Annotated in this window: 21 protein-coding genes; 11 read left to right on the top strand and 10 right to left on the bottom strand. The window is 72.8% G+C overall.

Annotation, left to right across the window (positions count from 1 at the left end):
- Window positions 1-137: 137 nt before the first annotated feature.
- The 4 genes from ABZ272_RS24480 to ABZ272_RS24465 all read left to right on the top strand — a co-directional run bounded on the left by ABZ272_RS24480 (window position 138) and on the right by ABZ272_RS24465 (window position 2,937).
- Window positions 138-368 (top strand): GntR family transcriptional regulator, encoded by a 231-nt coding sequence (locus ABZ272_RS24480; protein ID WP_355052251.1) that lies wholly within the window; start codon window positions 138-140, stop codon window positions 366-368.
- A 47-nt stretch (window positions 369-415) separates the two neighbouring features.
- Entirely contained in the window at window positions 416-913 is a 498-nt protein-coding gene (locus ABZ272_RS24475) for a SigE family RNA polymerase sigma factor (RefSeq protein WP_355052250.1), read from the top strand.
- On the top strand, window positions 913-1,935 hold the full coding sequence (locus tag ABZ272_RS24470; RefSeq protein WP_355052249.1) for a hypothetical protein: 1,023 nt from the start codon (window positions 913-915) through the stop codon (window positions 1,933-1,935). Before ABZ272_RS24475 ends, ABZ272_RS24470 begins: the two co-directional genes overlap by 1 nt.
- A 108-nt stretch (window positions 1,936-2,043) precedes the next feature.
- Complete coding sequence (locus ABZ272_RS24465; protein WP_355052248.1) at window positions 2,044-2,937, top strand: septum formation family protein; 894 nt, start codon at window positions 2,044-2,046, stop codon at window positions 2,935-2,937.
- A gap of 6 nt (window positions 2,938-2,943) precedes the next feature.
- Here the strand turns inward: ABZ272_RS24465 and ABZ272_RS24460 are convergent, their stop codons facing one another.
- On the bottom strand, window positions 2,944-3,975 hold the full coding sequence (locus ABZ272_RS24460; RefSeq protein ID WP_355052247.1) for a hypothetical protein: 1,032 nt from the start codon (window positions 3,973-3,975) through the stop codon (window positions 2,944-2,946).
- A 125-nt stretch (window positions 3,976-4,100) separates the two neighbouring features.
- Here ABZ272_RS24460 and ABZ272_RS24455 point away from each other — a divergent pair, with 125 nt between their 5' ends.
- The 5 genes from ABZ272_RS24455 to ABZ272_RS24435 all read left to right on the top strand — a co-directional run bounded on the left by ABZ272_RS24455 (window position 4,101) and on the right by ABZ272_RS24435 (window position 8,448).
- On the top strand, window positions 4,101-4,496 hold the full coding sequence (locus ABZ272_RS24455; RefSeq protein WP_355052246.1) for a VOC family protein: 396 nt from the start codon (window positions 4,101-4,103) through the stop codon (window positions 4,494-4,496).
- 119 nt (window positions 4,497-4,615) lie between these two features.
- On the top strand, window positions 4,616-5,794 hold the full coding sequence (locus ABZ272_RS24450; protein WP_355052245.1) for an ATP-binding protein: 1,179 nt from the start codon (window positions 4,616-4,618) through the stop codon (window positions 5,792-5,794).
- 43 nt (window positions 5,795-5,837) lie between these two features.
- A complete protein-coding gene (locus ABZ272_RS24445; protein WP_355052315.1) occupies window positions 5,838-6,983 on the top strand; it encodes a hypothetical protein in 1,146 nt (381 codons plus the stop codon).
- A complete protein-coding gene (locus ABZ272_RS24440; RefSeq protein ID WP_355052244.1) occupies window positions 6,956-7,669 on the top strand; it encodes a response regulator transcription factor in 714 nt (237 codons plus the stop codon). Before ABZ272_RS24445 ends, ABZ272_RS24440 begins: the two co-directional genes overlap by 28 nt.
- 71 nt (window positions 7,670-7,740) lie before the next feature.
- On the top strand, window positions 7,741-8,448 hold the full coding sequence (locus tag ABZ272_RS24435; RefSeq protein ID WP_355052243.1) for a hypothetical protein: 708 nt from the start codon (window positions 7,741-7,743) through the stop codon (window positions 8,446-8,448).
- A gap of 368 nt (window positions 8,449-8,816) precedes the next feature.
- On the opposite strand, the gene ABZ272_RS24430 is transcribed toward ABZ272_RS24435, so the two are convergent.
- The 4 genes from ABZ272_RS24430 to ABZ272_RS24415 form a co-directional block, all read right to left on the bottom strand.
- Window positions 8,817-9,569: a lysophospholipid acyltransferase family protein gene (locus ABZ272_RS24430; protein ID WP_355052242.1), complete on the bottom strand. Its 753-nt coding sequence runs from the start codon at window positions 9,567-9,569 to the stop codon at window positions 8,817-8,819.
- Window positions 9,570-9,664: 95 nt separating this feature from the next.
- Complete coding sequence (locus ABZ272_RS24425) at window positions 9,665-11,725, bottom strand: glycogen debranching N-terminal domain-containing protein (protein WP_355052241.1); 2,061 nt, start codon at window positions 11,723-11,725, stop codon at window positions 9,665-9,667.
- On the bottom strand, window positions 11,725-12,096 hold the full coding sequence (locus ABZ272_RS24420) for an SCP2 sterol-binding domain-containing protein (RefSeq protein WP_355052240.1): 372 nt from the start codon (window positions 12,094-12,096) through the stop codon (window positions 11,725-11,727). The genes ABZ272_RS24425 and ABZ272_RS24420 overlap by 1 nt, the downstream gene beginning before the upstream one ends.
- 376 nt (window positions 12,097-12,472) lie before the next feature.
- Window positions 12,473-12,889: a CBS domain-containing protein gene (locus ABZ272_RS24415; RefSeq protein ID WP_355052239.1), complete on the bottom strand. Its 417-nt coding sequence runs from the start codon at window positions 12,887-12,889 to the stop codon at window positions 12,473-12,475.
- 231 nt (window positions 12,890-13,120) lie between these two features.
- On the opposite strand from ABZ272_RS24415, the gene ABZ272_RS24410 reads away from it, so the two are divergent.
- On the top strand, window positions 13,121-13,702 hold the full coding sequence (locus tag ABZ272_RS24410; protein WP_355052238.1) for a nucleotidyltransferase family protein: 582 nt from the start codon (window positions 13,121-13,123) through the stop codon (window positions 13,700-13,702).
- Between the two features lie 21 nt (window positions 13,703-13,723).
- Here the strand turns inward: ABZ272_RS24410 and ABZ272_RS24405 are convergent, their stop codons facing one another.
- From ABZ272_RS24405 to ABZ272_RS24390, 4 genes are all read right to left on the bottom strand, one after another.
- Window positions 13,724-14,164: a PPOX class F420-dependent oxidoreductase gene (locus ABZ272_RS24405; RefSeq protein ID WP_355052237.1), complete on the bottom strand. Its 441-nt coding sequence runs from the start codon at window positions 14,162-14,164 to the stop codon at window positions 13,724-13,726.
- A 141-nt stretch (window positions 14,165-14,305) separates the two neighbouring features.
- The gene (locus tag ABZ272_RS24400; protein ID WP_355052236.1) at window positions 14,306-15,331 is read right to left on the bottom strand and encodes an aspartate-semialdehyde dehydrogenase; all 1,026 of its coding nucleotides are present in this window, start codon (window positions 15,329-15,331) and stop codon (window positions 14,306-14,308) included.
- Window positions 15,332-15,482: 151 nt separating this feature from the next.
- Window positions 15,483-16,823: a pitrilysin family protein gene (locus ABZ272_RS24395; RefSeq protein WP_355052235.1), complete on the bottom strand. Its 1,341-nt coding sequence runs from the start codon at window positions 16,821-16,823 to the stop codon at window positions 15,483-15,485.
- Complete coding sequence (locus ABZ272_RS24390; RefSeq protein ID WP_355052234.1) at window positions 16,820-18,112, bottom strand: pitrilysin family protein; 1,293 nt, start codon at window positions 18,110-18,112, stop codon at window positions 16,820-16,822. Before ABZ272_RS24390 ends, ABZ272_RS24395 begins: the two co-directional genes overlap by 4 nt.
- Before the next feature lie 105 nt (window positions 18,113-18,217).
- Here ABZ272_RS24390 and ABZ272_RS24385 point away from each other — a divergent pair, with 105 nt between their 5' ends.
- Window positions 18,218-18,952, top strand: a complete 735-nt coding sequence (locus ABZ272_RS24385) for a phosphodiesterase (RefSeq protein ID WP_355052233.1) — start codon at window positions 18,218-18,220, stop codon at window positions 18,950-18,952.
- Here ABZ272_RS24385 and ABZ272_RS24380 read toward each other — a convergent pair.
- The gene (locus ABZ272_RS24380) at window positions 18,919-19,137 is read right to left on the bottom strand and encodes a hypothetical protein (protein WP_355052232.1); all 219 of its coding nucleotides are present in this window, start codon (window positions 19,135-19,137) and stop codon (window positions 18,919-18,921) included. The two genes, ABZ272_RS24385 and ABZ272_RS24380, sit on opposite strands and share 34 nt — an antisense overlap.
- Window positions 19,138-19,225: the final 88 nt, after the last annotated feature.

Genomic DNA, 19,225 nt, shown 5'->3' with positions numbered 1-19,225 from the left:
CATCGAAACGAACCCTTCGCATACGGCCTCCTACCGAATGTCAACCTCTCTGCCGCCACCGTAGTTCTGTACGTATCTGTACGTCTATAGACGTACCAGAGGTCTAGACGTCCATGGACGTGCCCTAGGTTGCGCTCATGATCGATCCGCTGTCTCCGACGCCGATGTACGTGCAGCTCGCAGACGTGATCGCCAAACGGATCGAGACCGGCGAGCTGCCACCCAGGCGACCGATCCCCAGCGAGTCCACGCTTCAGCAGGAGTACGGCGTCGCCCGCGGCACGGTCCGGGCGGCAGTGCGCCTGCTGCGCGAGCGCGGACTGGTCATGACCGTGCCGCAGCGCGGGACCTACGTCAGCGACAAGTAGTTGGAGCGGGTGTCTACGGGCGGCCCGGCCGCCGGCGTTAATAGGGCGTGACGTTCGAGGAATACGCGTTCGCCCGCACATCGGCGCTGGTGCGGCTCGCGCGGCTGCTGACCGGCGACGAGCATCGGGCCGAGGACCTGGTTCAGGATGTCCTGGCCCGGGCGTACGCCCGCTGGGGGCGCATCTCGCGAACGGATCAGCCGGATGCCTACGTCCGACGCATGCTGGTCAACGCCCACCACTCGTGGTGGCGTCGTCGTAGCAGCCGGGAGGTCACCGTCGCCGCCGTACTCGATCGGGCGGGTGACGTGGACGAGGCCGCCGGCGTCGCCGAGCGGGACGCGCTGTGGCGGCTCGTGTCGGACCTGCCGGCGCGTCAGCGCACCGTGATCGTCCTGCGCTACTACGAGGATCTCGACGACACGGCGATCGCCGGGATCCTCGCCTGCTCGACCGGCACGGTACGCACCCACGCGAAGCGCGCCCTGACGGCGCTGCGGAAACGGCAGGAAGCACCAACCCCCGCACGGGCAGGAGACCTCTGATGGTCAGCGACCTCGATCGGCGGCTCGCCGCCACGCTCGCGCATCGCGCCGGTGGTGACATCGACCCGACGCCCATCGTCGAGCAGGCCCGGCAGAACGGTCGTCGTCTGCGGCGGCGTCGCCGTGGGCTGCTCGCCGCGAGCGCGGCGGCGGTGTGTGTGGCCCTCGCCGCGGTGGGCCTGACCGTCCCCGGCGCCGACGACCCGACGCCGCCAGCCACAACGCTCCTGCTGCCGGAGACAACCGTGCAGAACGGGCGGGCCGTCGGCGCAGACCCGACGACCGTGCACTTCTCGGCGGACGCGCTGCTGAACAGTGCCGAATACGCGACGTGGCGGGCGGGGCGCGGCTCCGAGAGCGTCGAGTTCCGGGGCCCGGACGGCGCGGCGCGTTTCGCGCTGGCGCGCAGCGTCGCGGCGCTGGACGCGTTGCCGCAGACCCTGTCCTCGTCCGGCCGGCCGCAGCCCCGGACCGACGTGCGGGTCGGCGACCGGCCAGGGGTCGCCTGGTTCGATCCGTCCGGCGACCAGAAGCTGTGGTTCGTCCGCTGGCAACCCGCCGACGGGCTCTGGGCGCAATTGGACACCTACGCGGCCACCAGCGACGAGGCCACCGGCACGGCGGGCCGGGTGCGGTTCGACGGTGCCCGCCGCTGCGTGGTGCCGTTCCGCCTGGAGTCGCTGCCGGCCGGCGCACGGTTGCTGGAATGCTCGGTCACCCTCGGCCGGTCGGAGAAGGGCGCGTTCGCCGAGGGCTCGCTCGTCGTCGGCGACGACGCCGGCCGCTGGCTGACGGTGCGGGCGCAGTCCGCTCCGGGCCACCAGGTCAGGTCCGCCGACCTCGTCGCGGGCCCCTACCGGGTACGTCGGCAGGGCAGCGACGTCCTGGAGATGACCGTCGAACCCTGCTTCGTCGAGGCGTTCCACAGGGGCTGGGGAAGCGGCTACACCGAGGCGGAGGCGCTGACGATCCTCGGCGGGTACCGTCCCGCCCCCGACCTCGACCACCCCGACACCTGGTGACCACACGTGGCGGTACGGCCAAGCAGAAGGCACCGGAAGTCGGTGCCGGTCCGTCGCGGCGGTGCCATATGCTGCCCGCGTTCGACACGGGGGCACGGGGAGAAACACATGCGACGGTACGGCTGGGCGGCGCTCACGGCTGCGTTCCTCACGCTGGCGCTGGCGGGCTGCGGCACGCCGGCCGGCACGGACGGTGACCTGTTCGACGACTGGCAACCGATGGCGGCGGCGCAGCAGTTCGTCCCGAAGGCCGACGAGTGCCACCTCATCGACGAGGCCACGTCGTACCTGAGCAGCTACTCCCCCGTCGACTGCGCGAAGACGCACAAGGTGGAGACCTTCCACGTCGGCACCTTCACCGGCGCTCTGGCTACCCGTACCGCTCCGCCCAAGACGGAGTCGGCGACGATGCGGTCGACCTTCGCCGACTGTGACAAGCGCGCGAAGCAGTTCGTGGGCGGCGACTGGCGCGATGCCCGCCTGTCGGTGCAGGTCGCGCCAGCATCGCCGGCCGCCTGGTCGGGTGGCGCGCGCTGGTACCGGTGCGACATCTTCGAGCTGGACGAGGTCAACGGCCCGAACGGCGAGAGCGATGCGGCGATCCAGCGGGGCGGATCGCTGCGCAACGCCCTGGCCAGCCGCTCCCCGCTGCACTACGGGTGCATGAACGAGGACAAGTGGCAGATGCTGCGGCCGGTCGCCTGCACCGCCGGACATCAGTTCGAGTACGCCGGCACCTGGATGGCGCCGGACCGCTCGTGGGCTGACGCGACCCGGGACGAGGACTCCATCCACGCGGCCTGCCGGAAGGTCATCGCCCGCTACGCGAAGGTGCCGGTGGACGGCGATCTGATCTACCGCACCGGCACCTCGTACCGCTTCCCGAACCGCCTGCTGTGGGAGCGCGGCGATCGCGGCGTGCGCTGCTACTACTGGTCCGGTGGCACCAACGTCAAGCGATCGATCGCCGGCGGCGGCACGAAGGCGCTGCCGATCCGCTGAGCCGGGTCAGCTCGGTCCCAGCAGCGCCGCCAGCGCGGCGTCGCCCTGCCCGAGCTGCGACCCGCCGGGCGGTGCCACGACCAGGAAGCGCCGGCAGGCGTCGAGTTCGACGTACCACTCGGGCCCGCTCTCGTCGACGGCCCGGAGCACCGCGAAGCGGGACGCCGGGGTGGCGCATTCGGCCGCCGGTCGGGTGCCGGCCAGCGCCCGCAGCACGTCCGCCTGTCGCTGCGGTGGCAGCGGCCGGCCGTACACGAAGTCACCCCCCGGTTTGCCGCTGCCACGCTCGGACGGTGGCACCTGGTAGACGCAGAGGCGCAGCGGCCCGGCCTTCGGGCCGGCGCCCGGCGCGACGCGGCCGGGACGGCCGAGGGTGGCCTCGACCCACACCATGTCCGACCAGCGCTGCGCGCACCCGGCGGCCTCGGCCTCCGAGGATTCGACAACCCCGAGGGTACGGCTGTCGACAGTGGTCAGCCGCAGCCCGTCCAGCGCCGCGCGGACCTCCGGGCGAGGCTTGCCACAGGCATCCGTCGGCAGGTACGGCCGCAGCCACCGACCCCGGTCGTCGAGCAGCGCCAGCCAGGGTGGGACGAGCATGTCGGCGGTGCAGGCGACCTCCCCCCGACCCCGTTCCTGGTCGGCCAGGCCCAGCGCGGCGACGAGCGGGCCGATGTCGTCGGCGCGGCGTTCGGTGGCCACCTGCTCGCGGCCACCACCGGCCTTCGGCACGACGTCACGGCCGCAGAGCACGGCGGTGGCCGGGACGAAATCCCCGTCGATCCGTCCGACGCGCGGCTCGACCCCGGCCGGCGTCGCCGACCCGCCCGCCCCCGGGGGTACGGGCAGCACGGCGCCCGCCTGCGGCGCGATCTTGGCGCACGAGGTCCACTTCTCGGCGATCTCGGCCGGGCCAGGATCCTTCGACGTGGTGCCCGAGCCCCCGGTGTCGGCCGGGCCCGCGCAGCCGGCCAGCACCAGGCCGCACAGCCCCAGGCCGAGCAGCGTCGCCACCAGTGTCGTTCCGCCTGAGCGCATCCCGCTCACCACCTCTCTGCCGTCGGATCAGACGAGTGGGAACCCGGCGCGGTTCCAGCGTGACGCCGCCGACCATGGGCGACGCTGCCCGCCGGGGCCGGAGCGCCCGTCGGCAGAATGGCCGGATGGCACATCTGGGACTGGTCGCGCTGCTTGTGAACGAGTACGACGAGGCGATCGACTTCTACGTCGGCGGGCTCGGCTTCGAGTTGGTGGAGGACACGCCTCGCCCGGACGGCTCACGCTGGGTGGTCGTCCGGCCTCCCGGGGCTCGGGAGACGGCCCTGCTGCTGGCCCGGGCGGGCAACGCCGAACAGCGGGCACGGGTGGGCGACCAGACCGGCGGCCGGGTCGGCCTGTTCCTGCACACCGAGGACTTCGCCGCAGCTCACGCCCGCATGGTCGGGGCCGGCGTGCGGTTCCTGGAGGAGCCGCGACACGAGGCGTACGGGTCGGTGGCGGTCTTCGTCGACCTGTACGGCAACCGCTGGGACCTGATCCAGCCCCGCAGCGCAGAGTGACGACAAGGCGACACCACGCGCACGATGGGTGAACGCTCGGCATCCGCCATGCTATTCTCCGATGTCGATCTCCGCCGTGCGGACCCGGGACCGGGTCGTTGTCGGAAGGACACCTCCCGATGCCGGCGACTGCCGCCCCGACCGTGCCACCGCCCACCCTGGACAATCCCGCCGGCGGGGCGTTCAGTTTCATCTTCACCACCCTGCCGGCCCTGCTGCGGCTGACGTGCGGGCTGGTCGGCGCCGCTGTGGCGTTGTCGGTGCGTACCCCACCGGTGGACGCGGCCCTGCTGCTGCCCGGCGTGGCCGCGCTGACCGGGTGGTCGCTCTGGTACGCGGTCCGCGCGCTGCGCCACGGGATCACGCCGGTGCTGGTCGCCGGTGACGTCGCGATCACCGCGGTGGCCTGCCTGCTCATCCCCCGCCTGGTGGCGCCCGAGGTGTTGCCCGGCGAGGGCAGTTGGATCGCGGTGCTCGCCAGCACCACGGTGATCAACGCGCAGGCCACCGCCAGGGCCCGCTGGTCGATCCCGGCCGGGCTGCTGGTCACCGCCGCCTACGTGGCGGGCGCGCAGGCGGCCGGCGACGTCACCGAGGCCCGGGCACACGCCGCCACCCTGCTCGTACAGACGGCCTGCACCGCGATGATGACGGGGGTCATGCGCCGCCGGATCGGTCGGGCCGACCACGCCTTCGCCGAGCACCAGCGGCTGACCCGGGAGGCGCTGGTCGCCCGGACCGCCCGGGAGGCGGAGCGCCAGCAGAACCGGGACCTGCACGACACGGTGCTCGGCACCCTGACCATGGTGGGACTGGGCGCGGTGCCCGGCCCGTCGGCCACGTTCCGCGAGCGGTGCGCCACCGACCTGCGTACCCTCGTCGCGTTGACCGACCGCGGCCCGACGCCCGGCGACGGCCCGGTGCCGCTCGACGAGCGGCTGCGCACGGTCCCCGACCGGTTGCCCGAGCTGCCGGTGAGCCTGGAGCTGACCGCCTGCGCGGTGCCCGCCGGGGTGGCCGACGCGATCACCGAGAGCGCCTACGCGGCGCTGTCCAACGTGGTCCGACATGCCCCGGGCGCACGGACCACACTGCGGCTGAGCCGCGGCGCGGTCGCCGTCGTGGCCGAGGTGGTCGACGACGGCCCCGGCTTCGACCCGGCCACCGTCCCCACGCACCGGTACGGTCTGCGCGAGTCGATCCAGGGGCGGATGGCGGCGGTCGGCGGGCGGGCCGAGGTGTGTTCCGCGCCCGGCGCCGGCACCCGGATTCGACTGGAGTGGCCCGGTGGCGGCTGACCTCGGCGCGACGGCGGACCGGGCCGGCATTCGTGCCCTACCGGTGCCTCGACCCGGCCCGGTCGACGGGCCCGAGCAGGCGGTGCTCGCCGCGCCCGCCGCCGTGGCCCAGGCCTCCGACCGGGGTGCCCGGATCGTCTCCGTCGCCATCGCGCTGGCCTGGCACGTCGCGATCGGACTGCCCGCGGTGCTGGCGACCCGCGCGCAGTTCTCCGCACCGACGGTCGTGCTCGGCGGCTGGGTGCTGGTCGCCGTGGCCGGGGCGGTGGCCGGCGTCCGGCTGCTGCGCGGCACGCCACTGCCGCCGTGGCCGCTCGCCGGGCTGCTGATCGCCGTCGACGCGGCGGTCTTCGCGGCGGTCGGCGAACGACACCTGTTCACCGCCGCCAACTGGGTGTGGGGCACGCTCGGCTGGTTCTTCGTGCTCGCCATGTGGGGGCGGCGGGTCGGCGGTCTCGTCGCGCTGCTGACCACCCACGCGACGATCGCGCTCGCCGCCGTCCTCGCGTACGCGCCGAGCGCGGCCGACCTGGCCCGCTACACCATGTACGTCTACGGCACCTTCACGCTGCCGGTGGCGGTCTTCGCCGGCAGCGCGGTGATCGTCGGCCTGGCCCGGGACCGGGCCGCCGCAGCCGCGGCGATGCACACGATCGCCGCCGAGCGGGCCGCCGCCGAGCAGGGCCGGCAGGAACGCCGTGACCGGCTCGCCCTGGTGGGCGCGGCGGCCGGGCGGGTGCTCGGCGAGCTGGCCGACGGGGAGGCGGACCCGGCCGACCCGGAGGTGCAGCGCCGGTGTGTACTGGCCGCGGCCCGGCTGCGTCGCCTGATCGCCGAATCCGACGACGTGCCCGACCCGCTCCTGCACGAGCTACGGGCCGCCGTGGACCTGGCCGAACGCAACGGGCTGCCGATCGACCTGGTCGCCATCGGCAACCCGCCGCCGCTGCCGGTGGAGATCCGTCGCCGGCTGGCCGACCCGCTCACCAGCCTGCTCGCCGACGCCGGGGGGTGGGCCCGCCTGACCGTGGTGTCCGGCCCGGACGAGGTGGTGGTCAGCCTCGTCACGCCGGATCGGGAGGGGCCGGACGCGACCGGCCCGCCCACCGAACACCTGGACGGGCCGGTGCAGCACCTTTACGAACGGGACGGGGACATCAGATGGGCGCAGACCCGGTGGTCGGGGTGACCGGTGACCGGCCGGTCGGGGTGGCGATCGTGGACGACCATCCGGTGGTCGTCGACGGGGTACGCGCCTGGCTCGCCAGCGAACCGCGACTGACCGTGCTGGCCACCGGGGACGACCCGGACGAGGTGCTGCGCGCCGCGCCGGACGCCGACGTCGTCCTGCTCGATCTGCGGCTGCACGGCCGGATGGCGCTGGACAAGCTGGCCGAGTTGAGCGCCACCGGGCGGCGGGTGGTGGTCTACTCGGAGCACACCGACCCGGAGACCATGCTCGCCGCGCTGGACGCCGGGGCCGTGGCATTCCTGGCCAAGCACGAGGGCCGCGAACACTGCGTGGCGACCGTGCTGGCCGCGGCGAGTGACCGCCCGTACGTGCCTCCGGCGCTGGCCGGCGCGATGGTCGGCGACCCGAGACCGGACCGACCGGCACTGTCCGACAAGGAGCGGGAGGCCCTGCTGCTCTGGTTCCAGTCGATGTCCAAGGCGTCGGTGGCGCGTCGCATGCAGATCAGCGAGCACACCGTGAAGCAGTACGTCGACCGCGCGCGGATCAAGTACACCCGCGCGGGGCGGCCGGCAGCCACAAAGGCGGCGCTGCTCGCCCGTGCGATCGAGGACGGCCTCGTCCGCCCGGAGGAGATCGGCATCTACCGGTCACAGGCGACGCACGACCGGCCGACCCCCTAACGGGCGTCATGACAGTGGCCGACGAATCGGCGAAGCTCAACGCACAGCCAGTTCACCGGGAGGTCGTGACGATGCACGCCGACGCGTCCCCCTTCTTCATCGGCCCGCACCGGTTCGACGCGCCGGACGACGACGCCGGCCCCACCCTCGACCGGCGGTACGACATGCGCCCGCTGCCGGGCGAGAAGGTGCTCGGGCGGCACCGGCTGCTCGTGGCGGGCTACCTGCTCGGGCCGACGGAGACACGATGCGCCTGGCAGCTCCCCGGGCCGGTCTCGGTGACCGTCACCGACCAGCGGATCTGCTGGGTCGGCACCGGTTCGCAGCTCTCGCTGGTCGCCGACGACACGCCCCGGCCCCGGCCCACCGGCCGCGTGACCGGCCTGATGACCGGCCAGATCCGCTGGCAGTGGCCGTCCCGGCTGGAACTGCCCGCCGAGCCGCCACAACTGATGATCGTCTGCGACGCGTTGCGGACGATCCAGCAGCCGGCGCTGGCCCTGGGCGGGTCACCGGGCGAGGTCGTCGCGCTGGCCCAGCAGGTCCGCCGGGCGGTGGCCATGTTCCGCCTCACCCGCCCGCAACTGGTGGACCTCTCCGCCCAGGAGCGCGACGTCCTGCTGCTGCGGGCCGGCCCCGCGCTGCTCGCCGGGGACACCCGGATCACCCTGCCCGGCTCGCTACCGGTGGAGTTCCGCTCCCGCGACGACTACTACCGCTCGGGGCCGGAACCCAGCTCCTGGGACGGCTTCGCCGACGGCACGTCCGGACGACACTGACGCCGACTCCGCTTCGACGGCCGCGCAGGCCGGGCCTCGGCGAGCCGGTCCCTCCGGCGTCGGTGGCAGCCCTCGGGCGTTGCCCCGACCGTGCGCCGGGCGTGGCCTGCCGCAGAGCGGGCGACGATGCTCGCTCATCTCGCCCGCCCCGTAGCGGCGCGTCACCGACACCTCGTTGATCGCTACTGCGGGTGAGCTCGGCGCCGGGTTGGGTACGCAGTGAGCGTGATGACTGTGAGGCATCAAGATGACTGTGAGGCATCACGCTCACTGCGGCATCCGCTCCCGACCACCAAACAGCAGAGCGCGCCCCCACCGCCGGCACGTGAGACGCGCGGAGGACCGTCAGCCGGGGCGGCGGAGCGTCGTCAGACGCTGGGGGCGCGTTCCTCCCCGGCGGCGTCCAGCGCGGCGGCCTCCTCGGGCGTCGGCGCGCTCCCGCCCAGGTGGGCCGGCAGCCACCAGGTGTCCTCCGGGCCGGCCGGCGCATCCGGGTACTCGCGCTGGGCCCGCTCCACGAGCGCGCTCAGCCGGGTGGTCAACTCGGCGGCCAGCACGTTCGGGTCCGGAAAGTCCGCCGGCAGGATCGGCTCGCCGATGAGGATCGTGATGGGCGTGTGCCGACGGGTGAGGGTGCGGGGACGGCCCTTGGTCCAGAGTCGCTGGGTGCCCCACAGCGCGACCGGCAGGACCGGCACCTTCGCCGAACGCGCCATCCGGACGGTGCCGCTCTTGAGTTCCTTGACGGTGAACGACCGGCTGATGGTGGCCTCGGGAAAGACGCCCACCACCTCCCCGCGCTTGAGCGCGTCGACGGCCGTACGGAACGAGGCCGCGCCGGCCTGCCGGTCCACCGGGATGTGGCGCATGCCGCGCATCAGCGGGCCGGAGATCCGGTGCGCGAACACCGACTGCTTGGCCATGAACCGGACGAGCCGACCCGAGGCGTTCGCGCCCAACCCGGCGAAGATGAAGTCGAGGTAGCTGACGTGGTTGCTGGCCAGCACCGCCCCGCCCGTGCGAGGCACATGGTGGGCGCCCTCGATGGTGATCTTCAGGTCGAGGACCCGGAACAACGTCTTGGCAGCGGCGATAACGGGCGGGTACACGAGCTCCGGCATCCGCAGAATCTACCGTGCCCGGCTGGGCATCGCCTGGGTGGCGGCCCGGCGGCGACGCGGGTGGCGCGCCGCCGCCGGTGTGCCTCGCGCGCGGCTCAGTCGGCGAGACTGTGCAGATCGAGCCGACCTCGGGCGAAGGCGTCCACCCGCCCCCAACGGCCCGGAATGTCCAGGACCTCGATCCGGCCCATCCCGACCGGGAGACGCGGCTCGACCGCCAGGTGCCCGTCGTGCGGTTCGAGACCGAGCATGGTGCGCAACAGCAGCAGCGGCGTACCCGTCGACCAGGCCTGCGGGCTACACGCCGTGGGGTACTCGACCGGGAACTTGGTCAGCTCCCGCGGGTAGCCGCCGAACGCCTCCGGTAGCCGCCCGTCGAAGTAGGTGGCCGCGTCGAGGATGCCGTTGGCGATGGTGGCGGCCTCCTCGGCGAACCCGTAGCGACGCAGGCCCCAGGCGATGAACGAGTTGTCGAACGGCCAGATCGTGCCGTTGTGGTAACCGATGGGGTTGTACCGGGCCTCCCCCTCGGCGAGCGTGCGCACCCCCCAGCCGGAGAACAGTCGCGGCCCGACCAGGTGCGCCGCCAGCTTCTCGGCCCGCGCCGGATCGACGATCCCGCTCCACAGCAGGTGACCGATGTTGGAGCTGAGGATGTCGCACTGGCGACCGTCCGGATCCAGGGCCAGCGCGTAGTACTCGCCGTCGTCCACCCACCAGTCCCGGTTGAACCGCTCCTTCAGCTCCGCCGCCTCCCGCTCCAACTGGTCGGCGAACTCCGGGTCGTCCCAGAACAAGCGGGCCATCCGCGCCGCGCGGACCTTCGCGTCGTACGCGTACCCCTGCACCTCGCAGGTGGCCCGGGGAAACGGCGGCAGGGTGCCGTCGGAGTAGGAGATCGAATCCCAGGAGTCCTTCCAGCACTGGTTCTCCAGGCCGGTCTCGGTGTTGCGGCGCTCGTACCAGATGTAGCCGTTGCCGACCAGGTCGGCGTAACTGTCGATCCACTTGAGCGCGGCCCGGGACTCCTGCTCCAACTCCTTGACCAGCGCCACGTCCCCGCTCCACCGCTCGTACTCGTCGAGCAGCACGAGGAACAGCGGAGTCGCGTCCACCGACCCGTAGTACGGCGAGTGCGGCTGCTCCTCGAAGGCGGCGGTCTCGCCGTACCGCATCTCGTGCAGGATCCGCCCCGGGTCCTCGTCCCGGAAGTCGTCGAACCGACTGCCCTGCAGGGACGCGAGGATGCGCAGCGTCGTCTTCGACAACTGCGGCGTGAACGGCAGCGTCTGGAGGCAGGTGAGGATGCTGTCCCGGCCGAACATGGTCATGAACCAGGGCAGACCGGCCGCGGGCAGGGTGGCGCCCCCGAGCGACAGCGGCGAGAAGCGCAGCGCCGCGAGGTCGATGAGACTGCGCCGGTACGTGCTGGCGACCCGTCCGTACTGACTGTTGACCTTCGGCGCGTCCGCGATCCACTGCTCCAGGTCGTGTTGCAGGGCCAGCCGCTCCCCGCCGTGCACGCGCAGACCCATCCGCAGGTCCCGGTCCCCTGGGCCGACCGCGCGCGTCTGCACGTCGATCTGCGCCTCCCACTGCTCATTCGGTTCCAGGCGGATGGTGTACGTGAAACCCCGGTTGTCGTAGCGCGGCGACATCGACGAGGAAATGATCGTTTCGCGCCGGAAGTTGCCCCGGCGGTAGCCCAGGCGCAGCTTGTCGGCCTCGACCTCGGTATAGATCTCGCCCTTCTTGTTCAGGATCTCGTCCTTGACCTGGAACAGGTCTGCGAAGTCGGCCGCGGCGTCCATCCGAATTTCCAGATCGACCGCCTTCTCGTCGTGGTTGAGGATGGTGAGCTGTTCACAGAAGCTGCCGCCGACCGCGCGCTCGCGGATGATCGACAACTTCGCGTCCACGTAGTGGGTGGCCATCCCCGGCACGAGGAAGAACCGGGACTCGAAGTACTGCAGGTCGTCGTACGAGAGCGAGTTGAGGCGTTCTCCGTTGACGCTCAGCACCCACGTCGACAGGAACCGGGTGTCGAGGGAGAAGAGCCCGGTTGGTTCGCTCGGCGTCGCCTCGATGTCACCGGTGTCCTCGCAGACGACGAACGTGCTGCCGTCCAGGATCCGAATCGTGTTGCTCTGCCCCATCACCGCACCTCCCCAGCGAATCGGCGACGCGGCCCACGGGCGTCCGGCGACCCGGGGAAGATCCGCTCCACCTGCACCACCAGCCGGGCGTCCCCCGACACCGTCATGTCCCCGCGCAACAGCGCCGCCAGGCCGTGCTCACGGCCGGCCGCTATCTCGTCGAACAGCATCGGGCTGGCACCGATCACCGTGTCGGCCTCGCTGTCCTCCTGGCTCACGTTGAGCCGCCCACGGTCGATCTTCAGCAGCCAGTGCCGGGTCTGCGCCCCCTCGTGCAGGTCGATCCGCAGTGTCCCGGAGGTCTTCGCCAGCAGAGGCTCGTACCCCCGCCGGTCCAGCTCCTCGAAGAACCTCGTGGTCGCGTCCACCATCGGGTCCACTCCTCCCAGTCGGCCGGGCCCCGGCGATCACACCCGACGCGCCACGCGTCCCGCGATGCACGTCCCCGCACGGGTCCCCCGACCCCAGGACCCCAACCTCGCCCAAATGGGGTGACCCGCCTCCCGCCCCTCACCCCTCCCCCTCCATCCCACCCCCTCTGCCCCGGTGATCAAGAGGTTCGCGTCACCGCTCTCGGCGTGTCGTGACGCGAACCTCTTGATCACCGGACCGAGGCGGGCTGGGGGCGGGCTGGGGGCCGGCTGAGGGCAGGGCATGGGCGGGCGGGCGCGGGGCGGGTGGGGGTGGAGGGCAGGGGGGCGCCGGCCCTTCCGGGATGGGAGGGCCGGCGCTCCTGTGCTGCCTGCGTCAGTTGTTCGGCTCGTCAGCGCTGATGTCGGCCAGCACCGACTGCGGCTCACGCTCGACCGCGAGGTCGCCCATCGAGACCAGGCCGATCAGGCGGCCCTCGTCGACCACCGGCAGCCGACGTACGGCGTAGGTACGCATCAGGTCAGCGGCGGACACCGCGTCGTCGTACTGGCTCACCGTGATCACATCGCGGCTGGTGATCTGGTTCAGCCGGGTCGAGCCCGGGTCCATGTTCTCCGCGACACCCCGGACCGTGATGTCCCGGTCCGTGACGATACCGACGACACTGTCGCCATCGGTCACCACCACGTCACCAATGGCGCTGTCACGCATCTCCTGCGCGGCGGCGATCAGCGTGTCGTTGCCGTCCATCGTCACCAACCGGGTCGTCATGAACTCTCCGACCGTTGTCATGGTGCTCCCCTCTCGGTGTCGGCACGGCCCGTCTACCCGCCGCCCCGCAGGGGGTAACACCATCGGTCGGCCGGCTATCCGTCCGGCCGGCGCAGGCGGCGCAGTTCGTACCGGCCACAGCTGGTCAGGGTGTAGAACATCGGTGCCAGCGCGTACCCCAGGATGCCGACCGCGGCCCGTGCCCGTGCCGTGGGGCAGCGTGCCCCGGCGACGCCGCCTACCGTGGACGAGGTGCGGACGGGTGAGCGTGAACTGCGGGAGCTGATCGGCGGCAACGCCTGGCTGACCCGGGCGCTGACCGTGGTCCGCGACTCCGGCCTGCCCGACGCCTGGATCGGCGCGGGCGCCCTGCGCGACCTCGTCTGGGGCGAGCGGTACGGCGACGGGTTCGACCCGACGACCGTTCGCGACGTGGACGTCGTCTTCTTCGACCCGGCGAGGTTGTCCCGCGAGGACGACCGGCGGGCCACCGACCGTTTGGTCGCCGCCTGGTCGGCCCCGCCGTGGCAGGCGCGCAACCAGGCGGCGGTACACACCTGGTACGCCTCGAAGTTCGGCGGAGACCCGATCGCGCCGTACCGGAGCGTCGCCGAGGCGGTGGCCACCTGGCCGGAGTACGCCACAGCCGTGGCCGTGCGCCTGGCAGCGGACGTTGAGCTGGAGATCTGTGCCCCGTACGGCCTCGCGGACCTACTCGGCGGGGTGTGGCGGCACAACCCGGCCCGGGTGGACGTCGCGCTGTCCCGACAGCGGCTGGCCCGCCACCGGCCCGCGCACCGCTGGCCCGGGGTGACCGTGGTCGAGCCGGGCTGACCCGGCAGTGCGGGCGATCCCTCAGGAGCGGGGCGGCATCCCGTAGATCCGCTCCACGTGCAGGCGCAGCACCAGCCGCTGCTCGGCGACCATGGCGCTGCGGTATTCGGCCCAGTCCGGGTGCTCGCCGCGCAACGACCGGTAGAGCCCGACCAACTCCTCGACCGTGGCGTCGTCGACGTCGGCCGCCGTGGCGGTCAGCTCGGCACGCCCCTCGACTACCGCGTACGCCCAGCCGTCCTCGCTGCTGACGTGGAAGCTGGCGCGCGGGTCCCGACGGAGGTTGGCGGTCTTGGCCCGGCCGTCGGTGACGGACACCCGGATCAGGCCGGCAGCGGGATCGAACGAGTAGACCACCGTGGACAGTTGCGGTCGCCCGTCACGTTTGATGGTGGCGAGCACGCCCATCGAACGACCGGCGACCAGGTCGGTCAACGCCTGCTGGTTGGGGTCCTCCGGCACAGCTTCCTCCAGGTGACACGGTCGGCTTCGTCCATCCAAACACGATCGGCGCGCTCCCGCTCCCGCTCGCGACGTGCCGGCGCCCACCACCGACTGCGGGCCCGGACCGTGACCGGCCGGGCCCGCAGGGGACGGTGATCCTCAGCGCCGTTCGGCGGCGACCAGCTCGGCGAGCTGTACGGCGTTGAGCGCCGCGCCCTTGCGCAGGTTGTCGTTGGAGCAGAACAGCGCCAGCCCGTACTCGACGGTCTCGTCGGCGCGGATGCGACCCACGTAGGTCGGGTCCTGCCCGGCGGCCTGCAACGGCGTCGGCACGGCGGTCAGCGCGACGCCGGGCGCGTCGGCCAGCAGTTCATGGGCCCGCTGCGGCGTGATCGGCCGCGCGAAGCGGGCGTTGATCTGCAGCGAGTGGCCGGTGAAGACCGGCACCCGTACGCAGGTGCCGGACACCTTGAGCTCGGGGATCTCCAGGATCTTGCGGCTCTCGTTGCGGAGCTTCTGCTCCTCGTCGGTCTCGAACGAACCGTCGTCGACGATCGAGCCGGCCAGTGGCAGCACGTTGAAGGCGATCGGCTCGGCGAACGAGCGCGGCGCGGGGAACTCGACGGCCGACCCGTCGAAGGCGAGCCCGGCGGCGTGCTCGGCGACCTTGCGGACCTGCTCGTCCAGCTCGGCGACGCCGGCCAGCCCGGCGCCGGAGACCGCCTGGTACGTCGAGACGACCAGACCGAGCAGTCCAGCCTCGGCGTGCAGCGGGCGCAGCACCGGCATCGCGGCCATCGTCGTGCAGTTGGGGTTCGCGATGATCCCCTTCGGGCGGTCGGCCGCGGCGTGTGGGTTGACCTCGGCGACCACCAGTGGCACCAGCGGGTCCATCCGGAACGCCGACGAGTTGTCGATCACCACGGCGCCGGCCTCGGCGACCCGGGGAGCCAACTCCCTGGCCGTGCCCTTACCGGCCGAGAAGAGCACGATGTCCAGCCCGGAGTAGTCCGCCGTCGCGGCGTCCTCGACGGTCACCTCCTCGTCGCGCCACGGCAACGTACGCCCCGCGGACCGCGCCGAGGCGAACAACCGCACCTGTTCCGCCGGGAACTCCCGCTCCGCCAGCACCTGCCGCATCACGCCACCGACCTGGCCGGTGGCCCCCACAATGCCGATCCTCATGCCCCGGAGGCTACCCACCCCACCCCCGAAACCGGGACCCCTTTCCCACCTCCCGGGTCCCACCTCACACCGGACCGCGCCCGGAATGTTGATCAAGAGGTTTGCGTCAAGAAGCGCGTGCAATCTGACGCAAACCTCTTGATCAACGCGTCTACAGCAGGATCAGGTCTCCTAGGGCTGCGGACTCCAGGTCTTCTCGGATCACTGCCGCGTCGCCCTCTATCACCAGGGTCAGCGCGTCGGTGTGCAGGTGCTGGGCCGCGGCGGCGGAGACCTGGTCCACGTCGGCGTTGAGCAGCTCCTCGCGCAGCCGGGCGTGGTAGTCGTCCGGCAGGTCGTGCACCACGAGCGTCGTCAGGGCGGACGCGATCGCCCGGGGGCTCTGCAACTCGACCGAGAGCTGCCCGGCCCGCCAGGAGCGGGCCACCGCCAGCTCGTCCTCGGTCACGCCCTCCGCCTGCGTACGGGCGATCTCACCCACCGCCTCGACCAGGGCCGGCGTGGTGACCGCGGTCTGCACGCCCGAACTGACCGCGAACCGGCCGAACCGGCGGGACGAGGCGAACTCGCCCCGGATGCCGTACGTGTAGCCGCGCACCTCGCGGATCAGGTGGTTGAGCCGGGAGGTGAACGCCCCGCCGAGGACCGTGCCGGCGAGGGTCATCGGCACGTGGTCGGGGTGCGCCCGGTGCGGCGCCGGGTGGCCCAGCCGCAGCGTGGACTGCACCGAGCCCGGCCGGTCCACCAGGATGATCCGCCGGCCGGCGCGCAGCGGCACCTCGACCGGACCGCCGAGCTCGGCCGGACCGCCTCCGGTGCCGGCGAACGCCGCGGCCGCCAGGGCGTCCAGGTCGATCCGGTCCAGGTCACCGGCGACGACCAGGGTGCCGGGCCGCAGGAACCACTCGGAGTGGAAGACGGTGATGTCCTCGGTGTCCAGGGCGGCCACCGAGTCCGGGTCGCCGTACATCGGTCGTCCCCACCGCGTGTCGGCGCCGAACAGGTCGGCGCGCAGCGCGGCGTCGGCGCGCGGACCGGGGTTGGCCCAGTCCATGCGCAGCGCGTTCGCCTCGTCGTCGCGGACCCGCCGCACGTCGGTCGGGTCGAGTCGGGGCGTCCGGACGGCCTCGGCGAGCAGTTCCACGGCGGCGGTCAACCGGTCCACCGGGACCTGCACGCTGACCTGGAACGAGTCCCAGTCCAGCCCGGTCACCAGTTCGGTGCCCAACGCCTCGATGGCCAGCGCGTACGCGGTGGCGTCCCGCTGCGCGGTGCCCTCCTCCATGGCCTTGGCGAGGACACCGCCCAGGCCCTCCTTGCCGGTCAGCTCGCGGCCGGCGCCGGCGTCGAGCAGTAGCAGCGCGACGGCGAGGTTCTGCCCGGGCAGGTGCGCGGCGACCACCTGCCCGCCGCCTACCGCGCGGCGGACCACCGGCGGGAACCGGTACGGGCGAGCGGCACCCGGGCCGGGACGGTCGGCGATCAGCGTCATGCGGTCTCCTCGGGCACGTAGGTCAGGGTCACCCGGTCGGCGGCGCCGAGCACCTCGGCGGCCGTCTCGGCGATCTGTTCGGCGGTCACGGCGAGCCAGGCGGGCAGCCGGTCGGCGGCCCGGGCCGGGTCACCGAACTGGGTGGCGTACCGGCCGAGCGTGTCCGCGCGGCCGTCCACCGTCGACATCTGCCGCCACCACGCGGTGCTCAGCAGCGCCTTGGCCCGGTCCAGTTCGGCGGCGGTGACCGGCACGGTGGCCAGCTCGTCGACGACCTCGGCGAGCCCTTCGGTCAGCCGTTCGGCGCTCACCCCGGGCCGGGCCGTGGCGGTGGCGATCAGCGGCGCGGGCGCGTGCGCGAGGTCCACCCCGTACGCGCCGACCAGGTCGGGTTGGGCGATCCGCTCGCCGTCGGCGAGCCGCTGGTAGAGCCGACTGCCCCGACCGCTGCCGAGAACCGTGGCGAGGACGGTGAGCACGTCGTACCCGGGGGTGCCGAACGGGTGGCCGCGGTGCGCGACGTAGACGCGCGGCGCGGGCACGTCGGCGGTCACCGTCTCCACGGCGGGCTGCCCGGTCGCGGGGACGCTGCGGCCGTCCGGGGCGGCCGGGATGTCGTCGCGGGCGGGCAACGCGCCGAAGTACTTGTCGGCTAGCGCGAACACCTCGGCGGCCGTGGCGTCGCCGACGACGGTGAGCACCGCGTTGTTCGGCGCGTAGTACATCTCGTGGAACGCCTGGAAGGTCGCGAGGTCGGCGGCGTTCAGGTCGGCCATGGAACCGATAGTCGAGTGGTGGTACGGGTGCCCCGGCGGGTAGAGCAGCGGCAGCAGCCGCAGCCAGGCGTCCCCGTACGGGACGTTCTCGTAGCGCTGCCGGCGCTCGTTCTTGACCACCTCGCGCTGGTTGTCGAGCGTCTCCTGGGTGAGCGCCGGGACCAGCCCACCCATCCGGTCGGCCTCCAGCCAGAGCGCCAACTCCAGGTGTTCGGCCGGGACCGTCTCGAAGTAGTTCGTCCGGTCCGGGTTGGTGGTCGCGTTCAGCGAGCCGCCGGAGCCCTGGATCAGCTTCATGTGTTCGGTCTTCGCCACGTTCACCGAGCCCTCGAACATGAGGTGTTCGAAGAGATGGGCGAAGCCGGTCTGCCCGGCCGGCTCGTGCCGGGATCCGACGTCGTACCAGAGGTTCACGGCCACCGCGGGCGCGGTCCGATCCTCGCTCACCACCACACGCAGGCCGTTGTCCAGTCGGGACGTCTCGATGGGCCAGGGGTAACCACTGTCGGGCATGGCACGACGCTATCCGATCTCGCGGACGGAAAGGTGACGTGCGGTGCGTCGGCGAGCCGACCCACCCGCCCGCATCGAGTCCGCCGCTCGGGGTACCGCAGGGGTATGACCCCACCCGCCGCCGGACCGGCCGCCCGCGCCGTCGAACGCGCGAGCGCCGCGCTCGGCCGCCTGCGCCGCGGCCGGTTGCTGCATCCGGCGGGCGCGTCGTTCTCCGCCCTGGTGACGATCTGGGGTACGCCCGGACCGCCCGTCGGGGTCGGCCTGCTGGACGATCCCGGTGAGTACGCGGGCACGGTCCGCCTGTCCCGGGGGACGCCCACGCCGGGCGGGTGGCCGGACGTGCTGGGCGTGGCCCTGCGCGTGCACTGCGCCCAGGGACGCCCGTTCGACCTGCTGGCCAGCTCCAGCGGCGCCGCCCCGGTGCTGCGGAACCTGCCGCTGCCCCGCCGGGGCTTCTCCGGGACGTACAGCACGATCATGGGCTATCGCGCCGGCCGCCGCCGACTCTGGTTGGCCGCGTTGGCCGACCCGGAGGCGGTCGACCTCGGCCCTACCCTGTCCGCCGTCACGGCGGCGGCCCGGACGGACGCGCCGCGCCTGGTGCTCGCGGTCGCGTCCGCCGTGGGGCCGTGGCGACCGTTCGGCCAGGTCGGCATCGGCGTCCCGCTGGACGCCCGTCAGGACGCCGCGCTCGCGTTCGACCCGGTGCGCAACCTGCCGGCCGGCCTGCGGGCGGCCGGTCCGCTCACCTGGCTGCGCGAGCAGACCTACCGGGGGTCACGCCGGGCCCGCGGTGCGACGGTTCAGTCCGGCGGCTCGACGGCCACCACGGTCTGATCCGAGGTACGCCGTTCCAGCACCGTGTCGGGGGCCGCGTTCTGGTCCGCCTCGCGCAGGTCCGATTCGGCGAGGATGGCCTCCGCCTGCGCCTGCGGATCGTCACTGCCCGCGGCGACCTCCTCGGGAAGGAGGTGGTGGGCGCGGGACTCCGCCCGCTCCTGATCGCTCTGCTCGTCAGTCATGGCACCCCTGTTACCCCGGGTCCGCCCTTCGCACGCGGTGTTCACTCCGCATCCTGGGACGAGGGACCGGCGAGCCCGGCCGGGTCGG

Source organism: Micromonospora sp. NPDC005979, from assembly GCF_040614415.1.
Taxonomy (GTDB): Bacteria; Actinomycetota; Actinomycetes; order Mycobacteriales; family Micromonosporaceae; genus Micromonospora.
The sequence above is the reverse complement of the archived record's forward strand: the minus strand, read 5'-3'. Positions and strand labels throughout refer to the sequence as shown.

Coding starts and splice junctions, on each gene's coding strand:
- ABZ272_RS24380 (WP_355052232.1), bottom strand. CDS start 19,137: ATGACTGACGAGCAGAGCGATCAGGAGCGGGCGGAGTCCCGCGCCCAC.
- ABZ272_RS24430 (WP_355052242.1), bottom strand. CDS start 9,569: ATGCCGGAGCTCGTGTACCCGCCCGTTATCGCCGCTGCCAAGACGTTG.
- ABZ272_RS24425 (WP_355052241.1), bottom strand. CDS start 11,725: ATGGGGCAGAGCAACACGATTCGGATCCTGGACGGCAGCACGTTCGTC.
- ABZ272_RS24390 (WP_355052234.1), bottom strand. CDS start 18,112: ATGCCCGACAGTGGTTACCCCTGGCCCATCGAGACGTCCCGACTGGAC.
- ABZ272_RS24440 (WP_355052244.1), top strand. CDS start 6,956: ATGGGCGCAGACCCGGTGGTCGGGGTGACCGGTGACCGGCCGGTCGGG.
- ABZ272_RS24400 (WP_355052236.1), bottom strand. CDS start 15,331: ATGAGGATCGGCATTGTGGGGGCCACCGGCCAGGTCGGTGGCGTGATG.
- ABZ272_RS24455 (WP_355052246.1), top strand. CDS start 4,101: ATGGCACATCTGGGACTGGTCGCGCTGCTTGTGAACGAGTACGACGAG.
- ABZ272_RS24435 (WP_355052243.1), top strand. CDS start 7,741: ATGCACGCCGACGCGTCCCCCTTCTTCATCGGCCCGCACCGGTTCGAC.
- ABZ272_RS24470 (WP_355052249.1), top strand. CDS start 913: ATGGTCAGCGACCTCGATCGGCGGCTCGCCGCCACGCTCGCGCATCGC.
- ABZ272_RS24480 (WP_355052251.1), top strand. CDS start 138: ATGATCGATCCGCTGTCTCCGACGCCGATGTACGTGCAGCTCGCAGAC.
- ABZ272_RS24450 (WP_355052245.1), top strand. CDS start 4,616: ATGCCGGCGACTGCCGCCCCGACCGTGCCACCGCCCACCCTGGACAAT.
- ABZ272_RS24395 (WP_355052235.1), bottom strand. CDS start 16,823: ATGACGCTGATCGCCGACCGTCCCGGCCCGGGTGCCGCTCGCCCGTAC.
- ABZ272_RS24465 (WP_355052248.1), top strand. CDS start 2,044: ATGCGACGGTACGGCTGGGCGGCGCTCACGGCTGCGTTCCTCACGCTG.
- ABZ272_RS24420 (WP_355052240.1), bottom strand. CDS start 12,096: ATGGTGGACGCGACCACGAGGTTCTTCGAGGAGCTGGACCGGCGGGGG.
- ABZ272_RS24385 (WP_355052233.1), top strand. CDS start 18,218: ATGACCCCACCCGCCGCCGGACCGGCCGCCCGCGCCGTCGAACGCGCG.
- ABZ272_RS24460 (WP_355052247.1), bottom strand. CDS start 3,975: ATGCGCTCAGGCGGAACGACACTGGTGGCGACGCTGCTCGGCCTGGGG.
- ABZ272_RS24415 (WP_355052239.1), bottom strand. CDS start 12,889: ATGACAACGGTCGGAGAGTTCATGACGACCCGGTTGGTGACGATGGAC.